The 9,221-nt window shown below is 59.3% G+C and carries 13 protein-coding genes; 8 read left to right on the top strand and 5 right to left on the bottom strand.

The window, feature by feature from the left end; all coding sequences use genetic code 11:
- Window positions 1–17: 17 nt before the first annotated feature.
- Together ACFZPT_RS22855 and ACFZPT_RS22850 are read left to right on the top strand one after the other, a co-directional pair.
- Window positions 18–311 (top strand): hypothetical protein, encoded by a 294-nt coding sequence (locus ACFZPT_RS22855; protein ID WP_003172705.1) that lies wholly within the window; start codon window positions 18–20, stop codon window positions 309–311.
- Between the two features lie 83 nt (window positions 312–394).
- Entirely contained in the window at window positions 395–1,363 is a 969-nt protein-coding gene (locus ACFZPT_RS22850) for a L,D-transpeptidase family protein (RefSeq protein WP_034096579.1), read from the top strand.
- 133 nt (window positions 1,364–1,496) lie between these two features.
- On the opposite strand, the gene oprI is transcribed toward ACFZPT_RS22850, so the two are convergent.
- Entirely contained in the window at window positions 1,497–1,748 is a 252-nt protein-coding gene (gene oprI / locus ACFZPT_RS22845; RefSeq protein WP_003172710.1) for an outer membrane lipoprotei OprI, read from the bottom strand.
- 612 nt (window positions 1,749–2,360) lie between these two features.
- Here oprI and ACFZPT_RS22840 point away from each other — a divergent pair.
- Complete coding sequence (locus tag ACFZPT_RS22840; protein WP_034096580.1) at window positions 2,361–2,642, top strand: GNAT family N-acetyltransferase; 282 nt, start codon at window positions 2,361–2,363, stop codon at window positions 2,640–2,642.
- Between the two features lie 70 nt (window positions 2,643–2,712).
- On the opposite strand, the gene ACFZPT_RS22835 is transcribed toward ACFZPT_RS22840, so the two are convergent.
- Both ACFZPT_RS22835 and ACFZPT_RS22830 read right to left on the bottom strand, forming a co-directional pair.
- Complete coding sequence (locus ACFZPT_RS22835; protein WP_034096581.1) at window positions 2,713–3,789, bottom strand: 3-deoxy-7-phosphoheptulonate synthase; 1,077 nt, start codon at window positions 3,787–3,789, stop codon at window positions 2,713–2,715.
- A 130-nt stretch (window positions 3,790–3,919) separates the two neighbouring features.
- Complete coding sequence (locus ACFZPT_RS22830; RefSeq protein WP_099313097.1) at window positions 3,920–4,354, bottom strand: pilus assembly protein PilZ; 435 nt, start codon at window positions 4,352–4,354, stop codon at window positions 3,920–3,922.
- On the opposite strand from ACFZPT_RS22830, the gene ACFZPT_RS22825 reads away from it, so the two are divergent.
- The 5 genes from ACFZPT_RS22825 (at window position 4,353) to cysB (ending at window position 8,275) form a co-directional block, all read left to right on the top strand.
- Window positions 4,353–4,739: a hypothetical protein gene (locus ACFZPT_RS22825; protein WP_034096583.1), complete on the top strand. Its 387-nt coding sequence runs from the start codon at window positions 4,353–4,355 to the stop codon at window positions 4,737–4,739. The genes ACFZPT_RS22830 and ACFZPT_RS22825 overlap by 2 nt on opposite strands.
- Window positions 4,736–5,698 (top strand): putative 2-dehydropantoate 2-reductase, encoded by a 963-nt coding sequence (locus ACFZPT_RS22820; RefSeq protein WP_034096584.1) that lies wholly within the window; start codon window positions 4,736–4,738, stop codon window positions 5,696–5,698. Before ACFZPT_RS22825 ends, ACFZPT_RS22820 begins: the two co-directional genes overlap by 4 nt.
- Window positions 5,699–5,713: 15 nt before the next feature.
- The gene (locus ACFZPT_RS22815) at window positions 5,714–6,625 is read left to right on the top strand and encodes a 5'-nucleotidase (protein WP_034096585.1); all 912 of its coding nucleotides are present in this window, start codon (window positions 5,714–5,716) and stop codon (window positions 6,623–6,625) included.
- A 71-nt stretch (window positions 6,626–6,696) separates the two neighbouring features.
- A complete protein-coding gene (locus tag ACFZPT_RS22810; protein WP_034096586.1) occupies window positions 6,697–7,197 on the top strand; it encodes a universal stress protein in 501 nt (166 codons plus the stop codon).
- 103 nt (window positions 7,198–7,300) lie between these two features.
- Window positions 7,301–8,275 (top strand): HTH-type transcriptional regulator CysB, encoded by a 975-nt coding sequence (cysB, locus tag ACFZPT_RS22805; RefSeq protein WP_003189876.1) that lies wholly within the window; start codon window positions 7,301–7,303, stop codon window positions 8,273–8,275.
- Window positions 8,276–8,354: 79 nt separating this feature from the next.
- Here the strand turns inward: cysB and ACFZPT_RS22800 are convergent, their stop codons facing one another.
- Window positions 8,355–8,837, bottom strand: a complete 483-nt coding sequence (locus ACFZPT_RS22800) for a GreA/GreB family elongation factor (RefSeq protein WP_034112777.1) — start codon at window positions 8,835–8,837, stop codon at window positions 8,355–8,357.
- Between the two features lie 5 nt (window positions 8,838–8,842).
- Window positions 8,843–9,214, bottom strand: a complete 372-nt coding sequence (locus ACFZPT_RS22795; RefSeq protein WP_034096587.1) for a hypothetical protein — start codon at window positions 9,212–9,214, stop codon at window positions 8,843–8,845.
- Window positions 9,215–9,221: the final 7 nt, after the last annotated feature.

Here is a 9,221-nt window from a genome sequence, read left to right as displayed (position 1 = left end):
CTGATTTGGAGCCCTCGATGTCGCGTCCTGCCTGGTCCCTGTTTAACTACCAACTGATCGAGCCGGACGAGCAGCTGGATCTGTTCGCCTGCCAGGAAGTGCGGGTGCATCTGGTGACGCGTCAATTGGAACTGGGCGGCTCCATCGATCGCACGCTGTGCGGCACGTTATTGCCGGCGCAGCCGCGTTGGTCGCTGGTGGATCGGTCGATTTTCCAGGACCAGCGTTTGTGCCCCCTCTGTCGGGCTATCCTTGAGTCTCAGAAGCGCGGCACACCGCCGATCTGGCCGGAGCTGCGTTTTGAACTCTAGAAGCAGCTGCAAGCGTCAAGCTATAAGCTGTAAGCTAGCAATTGGCTTTTAACTTACCCGTCGTTCTGCGAAGGATTTTTCGGATGTTGTCGCGCCTTTCCGTCGTTACCTGCTGCCTGTCGCTTGCTGCCCTGTGTGCGGCCGGTTCGGCAGCGGCCCTGCAGTTGCCCTTGCCACCCCCGGGGGAAGACATCGTCGGCCAAGTCCAAGTGATCAAGGCCAAGTACGAAGACACCTTTGCCGATCTTGGCACTGCGTATGACCTGGGCTACTCGGAGATGGTCGCGGCCAACCCGGGCGTGGATGCCTGGTTGCCGGGCGCGGGCACCGAGATCGTGCTGCCGACGCGCTTCATCCTGCCGCCCGGGCCGCGCGAAGGCATTGTGATCAACCTCGCGGAATACCGGCTCTACTACTACCCCAAAGGCCAGAACGTGGTTTACACGTTCCCGTTGGGGATCGGTCGTGAAGGCTGGGGCTCACCGATTGCCCACACCAGCATTATCGCCAAGACGCCCAACCCGACCTGGACACCGCCGGCCTCGATCAAGGCCGAGCACGCCGCCAATGGCGACCCGCTGCCCAACGTGGTGCCGGCTGGGCCGAACAACCCCTTGGGGCCGTTCAAGTTCACGCTGGGAACGCCGGGGTACCTGATCCACGGTTCCAACATGAAGTTCGGCATCGGCACGCGTACCAGCCATGGCTGCTTCCGCATGTTCAACAATAACGTGTTGGAGATGGCCGATATGGTGCCGGTCGGCACCTCGGTGCGCATCATCAACGATGCCTATAAGTTCGGCAGCAGTGGCGGCAAGGTGTACCTGGAGGCGCATACACCCCTGAACGATGACGGCACGCCATCGGTGGTGGACAAACATACGGCGGTGATCAACGCCTTGCTCAAGCGCGAAGACCTAGCCAATAACCTGCGGGTCAATTGGGATCAGGTGCGTGACGTGGTGGCGGCGGAAGACGGTCTGCCCACTGAAATCGGTGTGCCAGGCGCGGCGCCCATGGTATCCAGTACGCCGATCGATCTGCAGCAGTAAGCCCGCAACCTGCCAAGCCCGCCCCGGCCTGGTGCCGCGGCGGGTTTTTTATTGGCCGGGGTTACGGGTGAATCCCAGGCAATAAAAAGCCGATCCAAAAATGGATCGGCTTGATAACAACCCCGAAGGGTTATTACTTGCGGCTAGCTTTTTCAAGCATGCGCAGAGCGCGCTCGTTAGCTTCGTCAGCAGTCTGTTGTGCTTTTTGAGCAGCAGCCAGAGCTTCATCAGCTTTACGGTAGGCTTCGTCTGCACGAGCCTGGGAGCGAGCTGCTGCGTCTTCAGTTGCAGTCAGACGAGCTTCGGTTTCTTTGGAGACGCTGCTGCAACCGGTAGCCAGAACTGCGGCCAGAGCCAGAGCAGAGAATTTCAGAACGTTGTTCATCGTGTTCCCCTTCAAGGACTTTCTATTAAATGGCTACTTCTCAGATTGAGCTTATAGCCGGCGTACATACTACCCATTACTTGTAGTAAGTAAACTGACGCAGCGCAAGAAGCAAAAAAAATTCTTGCGGCGAATCTGTTTTGGCTAACCTTGCGTGGGTTTGTATAAAAACTGTCCAATTTTTTTTCACTGGGCCCGCATCGAGCCTCGCTGAAAGGGCCATGCCGCCTGTGTTGGGCCTTGTACATAGATGAAAATTTATATAACTATCCGAGCACTTCCGTTGCGCTTGACGGTGCATGGCCTGGCATCTTTTTTAAGCATGTAGTGGTGACTTTAAGAGCGCCTGTTCGTCTCAAGGTTCAACTGCCGGCAATGTTCAGGCTTTCGATCATCGATGGGTCGAAGCCCTTTCTGTATCCACCAGCGGCGGGGGATGGTGCATGCGCCTTGAGCAATTGCAGGATTGGTGCCTACTATTCCCTACGGGCTGGTTGCGAGCGCTAGAGGTATTCTCGTTGTCGAAACCGGCACGGGTTGGCGTAGATGTTCCTTCGCCGGAAAAACATCGGTAAGGTAGGGGTCAGAAACCAAGACCCGCGAGGAGTAGTGATGAGCGAGGCGTTGTCCATCCACCATGACCAGACGGGTCATCAGTTCGAGACCACTGTGGACGGTCATCGTGCCTACTTGACCTATATGGACCTTGGTAAACAGACCCTGGATATCTATCGCACCTTCGTGCCTAACGCATTGAGAGGGCGTGGTATCGCGGCAGCGCTGACCGAGGAGGCCTTGAAGTTCGCCGAGGCGGCGGGCTACACGGTGATCCCGTCCTGCTCTTACGTAGAGCGTTATATGGAGCGCCACCAGCGCCATGCCGCCAAGTTGTAAGGAATTCAGATCAGCATAAAAAACGCCGGGCTCAGCCCGGCGTTTTTGTGTGCGTAAACCCGAGCCGGGTTCAGCCGCGTTGGCGCTTGGGCAATACATCCTTGAGCTTGGCGTGCATGCTGCGCAGGGTGTTCTCGGTGGCCGCCCAATCGATGCAGGCATCGGTGATCGACACGCCATACTGCAAGTCGGCAAGGTCCTTGGGAATCGCCTGGCAGCCCCAGTTCAAGTGGCTCTCGACCATCAGGCCGATGATCGACTGGTTGCCTTCCAGGATCTGGTTGGCAACGTTTTCCATAACCAGCGGCTGCAGGGCCGGGTCCTTGTTGGAGTTGGCGTGGCTGCAGTCGACCATGATGTTCGGCTTGATCTTGGCCTTGTTCAGCGCCTGTTCGCACAACGCGACACTGACCGAATCATAGTTGGGCTTACCGTTGCCGCCCCGCAGCACCACATGGCCGTAGGCATTGCCCTTGGTGGTGACGATGGAAACGCCGCCTTCCGGGTTGATGCCCAGGAAGCGGTGAGGGCTGGAGACCGATTGCAGCGCGTTGATCGCTACGGTCAGGCCGCCGTCGGTGCCATTCTTGAAGCCCACGGCCGACGACAGGCCGGATGCCATTTCGCGGTGGGTCTGGGATTCGGTGGTGCGTGCGCCGATGGCCGACCAGCTGATCAGATCCTGCAGGTATTGCGGGGAGATCGGGTCCAGTGCTTCGGTGGCGGTGGGCAGGCCCATTTCGGCCAGATCCAGCAGCAATTGACGACCGATGTGCAAACCGTCCTGAATCTTGAACGAGTCGTCCAGGTACGGGTCGTTGATCAGACCTTTCCAGCCGACGGTGGTGCGCGGCTTCTCGAAGTAGACACGCATGACCAGATACAGGGTATCGGAGACTTCTGCCGCCAATACCTTGAGGCGCTCGGCGTATTCGTGAGCCGCCTTGAGGTCGTGGATCGAGCAAGGGCCGATCACCACGAAGAGGCGATGGTCGGTGCCGTCGAGGATATTACGAATGACTTCGCGGCCTTTGGTAACGGTCTGCAGGGCAGTCTCGCTCAAAGGGATTTCGCGCTTGAGCTGATCGGGGGTGATCAGAGTCTCGTTGGATTCGACGTTAAGGTCATTGATCGGTAAATCAGCCATCGTGTTACTCGTCAGGGTCACGGGTGCCGGCCGCCAGCCGTTCCCGTGCGGCGGTGCACAGCATGATTTGGATGCAGGGGGGAGGAACCTTAGCGCGTATTACGGGCCCGCGACAATGGGCGGCGCGGGTTTAATCCCGCACGGGCTGCACAAACGCGTCGTGGGAGAACTCTAACGCGTGCCGCGCAACCCACTCCCTGGCCAGGGCCTCGAACTGCTGAGGGGAGGGCTCGGCATCTTCGTGCTGGCGGCAGTAGCGCTCTATCCGGCATGCTTGCTCGCCCATGCGTGCGCCGAACAGGGCATGTTCATCGGTGAACGAGATGCCCACACGATAGCCACTTTCAACCTTGCGGCACCAGGCCACGTACCCCGGATAGCGGGCGCTGGCGCCCAAGGATGGGATGTGCAGATCCACCGCCGTGCCTTGTCGCCAGGCGCGCGGCCAATGACAAGCAATGCCGCCCAAGCCGGCAGTGAGGAGGCGTTGACGGGGAATGGCGGGAGAGGGGCGTTGGATTAACTCGACAGCGACATCATCAGGGTGAGGTAAAAAACGACCCATGTACACGGACTCCGAGCACCGTCCAGTTGACGGCGGTGGCAGCAGTATAGTGAAGGAACTGGAATTGACCGACCTGGATATTGACCAGCAATTGCTGGGATTGCCAGGAATTTCGCTGGTGGTATTTGTCAGCGCCGGCTGTTCCAGTTGCCGCTGGGCGCGTCAGCAAATGCCGGGCTGGCGCTTGCCGGTGGACCGCGTGTGCTGGGTGGATGCCGGGCATAACGGCGGTGCGGTCGAGCGTTACCAGATCTTTCATTTGCCGGCGTTGTTCGTGGTGTGCGAGGGTCAATTCCTTGGGCAATTGCAGACACGTCTTACACCTGCGGCCGTTGGCGAGGCTGTAAATGAAGCGCTTACCCGCACACCGGAGGAGTTGCCATGACCACAGTTACACCGCAGTCGCCTCGCATTGGCATCATCGGCACCGGCGCCATTGGCGGTTTTTATGGCTTGATGCTGGCGCGCGCCGGGTTTGATGTGCACTTCCTGCTGCGCAGCGAATATGCGGTGGTCAGCGAGCAGGGGTTGCGCGTGAACAGCGGTGTGCATGGCGCTTTGCATCTGCACCCCGTGCAGGCTTACGCCCAGGCAGCCGATATGCCGCCCTGCGATTGGTTGTTGGTAGGCACCAAGTCCACCGGTAATGTGGAGCTGGCGCCGACCCTGGCCCAGGTCGCGGCGCCGGATGCCAAGGTGGTGTTGTTGCAAAACGGCCTCGACGTTGAGGACAGCCTGCGTGAACACTTGCCGGCATCGCTGCACCTGCTGGGCGGCTTGTGTTACATCGGCGTACACCGTTCCGGCCCCGGTGTGGTCGAGCACCAGGCCCTGGGGCGGGTTAATCTCGGCTATCACAGCGGCTCGGCCGCCAACGATGAAAACCGTCAGAAGGAGATTGTCGAGGCCGGCGCCGCGTTGTTTCATAAGGCCGGTATCGAGTCACAGGCCATGGCCAATGTGCATCAGGCGCGCTGGCATAAATTGGTGTGGAACGTGCCTTTCAACGGCCTCTCGGTTTTATTGAAGGCTGGCACCACCAACCTGATGGCCGACGCCTCCAGCCGCGAGCTGATCCAGGCGCTGATGGCCGAAGTGATACAGGGCGCCCATGCGTGTGGCCACGAAATCCCGGCCAGCTATGCCGAGCAGATGTTCGCCATGACCGAGACCATGGAGGACTACCTGCCGAGCATGTATCACGACTATATGCACAAGCGCCCGTTGGAACTGGCGGCGATCTATGCACGGCCGTTATCCGCCGCCAAGGCCGCCGGGTGCGAGCTGCCGCGTATGCAGGCACTGCACCAGGCTTTGAGTTTTATTGATCGGCACAATCGCTGATCGGGAGGAGCGCAGATGGCAAAGGGATTGGGTGACAAACTGGTGCTGGCGATTTCGTCGCGGGCGCTGTTCGACCTCAGCGAAAGTCACAAAATCTACCTGGCCGAAGGCGTGGAGACTTATCGCAAATACCAGATCGAGCATGAAGAAGAGATCCTGGAACCCGGGGATGCCTTCCCGCTGGTCAAGAAACTGCTGAGCCTCAACGCCAGCCTGGGCCGTGCCCGTGTCGAGGTGGTGCTGGTGTCGCGCAACAGCGCCGACACCGGCCTACGCGTGTTCAATTCCATCCAGCATTACGGCCTGGATATTTCTCGCGCCGCGTTCGTCGGGGGACGTAGTCCTTATCCTTATTTGGCGGCATTTGGTTGCCATCTGTTTTTGTCCACCCATGCCGAAGATGTGCGCAGCGCCCTGGATGCCGGTTTCGCGGCGGCGACGATTTTGTCCGGCGGTGCGCGTCGGGCCAGCAGCGAGGAATTGCGCATCGCCTTCGACGGCGACGCGGTGCTGTTCTCCGATGAATCCGAGCGTGTGTACCAGGCCGGAGGGCTTGAAGCATTCCAGGCCAGCGAGCGCGAATCGGCACGCCAGCCGTTGCATGGTGGGCCTTTCAAAGGGTTTCTGGCGGCGCTCAACTTGCTGCAACGTGAGTTTCCGGACGAGGCTTGTCCAATCCGTACCGCACTGGTGACCGCGCGTTCGGCGCCGTCCCATGAGCGGGTGATCCGCACTTTGCGAGAGTGGGACATTCGGCTGGACGAGTCGCTGTTTCTCGGCGGGTTGGAGAAATCCGCGTTTCTTGAGGCATTCGCCGCCGATGTGTTTTTTGATGATCAGGCCGGTCATTGCGAGAAAGCCAGGGAGGTGGTCGCCACCGGGCATGTGCCCCATGGCATTAGCAATGAACTGAAGAGCCCGGTCTGAGCCAGTCCAACTCCGCACGGCGCTGCTAAGCTGTTTTGATCTCCGCCATCCTGGCTGTCCAGGAGGTTTTTATGATTCGTTCGATGCTGTACGCCACGGACCTCGGTCTGTATGCGCCGTATGTGATGCAACATGCCTTGGCGCTGGCGCGGACGTTCAAGGCTGACCTGTACGTGATTCATGTGGTTGAACCTATCGGTCTGTTCGCCGAATCGGTGTTGCAGAGCTACCTTGATGAAAAGGCCTTGATTGAATGGCAAAGCCAGGGCCTGAGTACCATGATCGCAACGATCGAGCAGCGTGTACTGGAGAGTTTTCGTGAGGAGTTGGGGGAGGGCGAGCAGGACTTGAAGTGGATCCGCTCGGTGCGCGTGATTCAGGGCGACCCGTGCGAGGTGATTCTCGACCAACTGCGTAAACTTTCCGTCGACTTGTTGATCGTAGGAAGTCATAGCTCTACCAGTGCGCAGGCCACGCCATTGGGCCGTACTGCCACGCGGGTGGTGCAGCTGTCTACGGTGCCGGTTTACCTGGTGCCGTCGCTACAACGTCGACGCAGTGATGACGTGTGAATGGGAGAAGGGATAAAAAGTTCTAGATTTATCCTTCTGACCTTTAATATAGTTATATATCGCTGCTGATACCCGTGGCGTCTATCTGCTTTGAGGGACACATATGAAGCTTCAACAACTGCGCTACATCTGGGAAGTGGCGCACCACGACCTCAACGTTTCCGCTACCGCTCAAAGCCTTTACACCTCGCAACCGGGTATCAGCAAGCAGATCCGCCTGCTCGAAGACGAGTTGGGCGTCGAAGTGTTCGCGCGCAGCGGCAAGCACCTCACCCGCGTGACACCGGCCGGTGAGCGCATCATCACCACCGCCGGCGAGATTCTGCGTAAAGTCGAAAGCATCAAACAGATCGCCCAGGAATTTTCCAACGAGAAAAAAGGCACCTTGTCGATCGCCACCACCCACACCCAGGCCCGTTATGCACTGCCACCGGTGATTCGCGACTTCATCAAACAGTACCCGGACGTGGCGTTGCACATGCACCAAGGGTCGCCGATGCAGATCGCCGAGATGGCCGCCGACGGCACCGTCGATTTCGCCATCGCCACCGAGGCGCTGGAGCTGTTCGGCGATCTGGTGATGATGCCGTGCTATCGCTGGAACCGTTGCGTGGTGGTGCCTCAGGGCCACCCGTTGGCCAAGCTGCCGAAACTGACCCTCGAAGCCCTGGCGGAATACCCGATCGTCACCTACGTGTTCGGGTTCACCGGCCGTTCCAAGCTTGATGAAGCCTTCAGTCATCGTGGCCTCACGCCGAAAGTGGTGTTTACCGCCGCCGACGCCGACGTAATCAAGACTTACGTGCGCCTGGGACTGGGGGTGGGTATCGTCGCCAAGATGGCGGTGGACACCAACCTCGATAAAGACTTGGTTGTGCTGGATGCCAGCGAATTGTTCGAGTCCAGCGTGACCAAGATCGGCTTCCGTCGCGGTACGTTCCTGCGCGGGTTCATGTGCGATTTCATCGAGAAGTTCGCCCCACACCTGACCCGCGAAGTGATGGCCAAGGCCATCCAGTGCCATAACAAGCAGGAGCTGGAAGAACTGTTCGACGGCGTGGAACTGCCGGTTCACTGACCTTAGGCGTTCGTACTCAGGGATCACCCAGGGCGCCAGGGTGAACAGGGCGTCCTATACGAACAAGCGCGCCTACCGATTATTTGGCGTCGGTAACCGTGAAGTACTGCCGGGCGCCAGCCACTAGCACTTCCACCTCATCGCCTTCGAACTTGCCCAGCAGGCTTTTGCCCAAGGGCGAGCGCGGGGTGATGACGGTCACCGTCTGGCCCACCACATCCACTTTCAATCCGGCCGCATCGGGCGCCAGGAACAGCCACTGCTGGCGACCGTTCTGATCTTCCAGGCCCAGTAACGCACCGACTTCTATACCGCGCTGCTCATCGTAGGGCCGCACTGGCAGGTTCTGGCACAGTGTCAGGGCCTGCTTGATTTCCTCAACGCGTCTGGCTTGCCCGGTCGCCAGGTAAGAGGCTTCCAACCCGAGGGTGTCGTATTTGTTCTCGGCGATGTTTTCTTCGTGGGTCGCGGTTTCGTAGGCGGTCTGCGCGGCACGTTGAGCGATGTCGAGATCGACGCCGAGTTTTTCCAGGATGAGCGTGTGGACAGCGTATTTATTCATGTTCATCAATCGCAGAATTGCAGGACGTTGGCGCGGGACTTCTCGGTCGGGGCGTTCTGGTCCTGTTGCAGCCAGAACTGACATTTGGGGTTGGACAGGTTGCGCGCATTGTTGCGCGCCTGATCCAGGGCTTGTTGCTGCTCCTGTTTTTGCAAATTCTGCTGGTACTGCTCGAACATTCGGTTGGGCGGTTCCGGCGCAACAGCGGCGGCGGGCGTGCCCCAATGCTGGACGGCCTGGGCCACTGGAGCCAAGGCTTGAGGGAAGAGGTAGCGCGAGGCCAGCCAAGTGGTCAGCACAATGGCGACGAACCCCAGCCATAGGCCCAGGGCGATGGCGAGCATAAGTTTGGGCAGCGATAACGGACGGTCAGACATGGCGGCC

The sequence above is a fragment of the Pseudomonas sp. MD330_10 genome, assembly GCF_042610415.1.
In the GTDB taxonomy this organism is placed as follows: Bacteria; Pseudomonadota; Gammaproteobacteria; order Pseudomonadales; family Pseudomonadaceae; genus Aquipseudomonas; species Aquipseudomonas rhodesiae.
The sequence above is the reverse complement of the archived record's forward strand: the minus strand, read 5'-3'. Positions and strand labels throughout refer to the sequence as shown.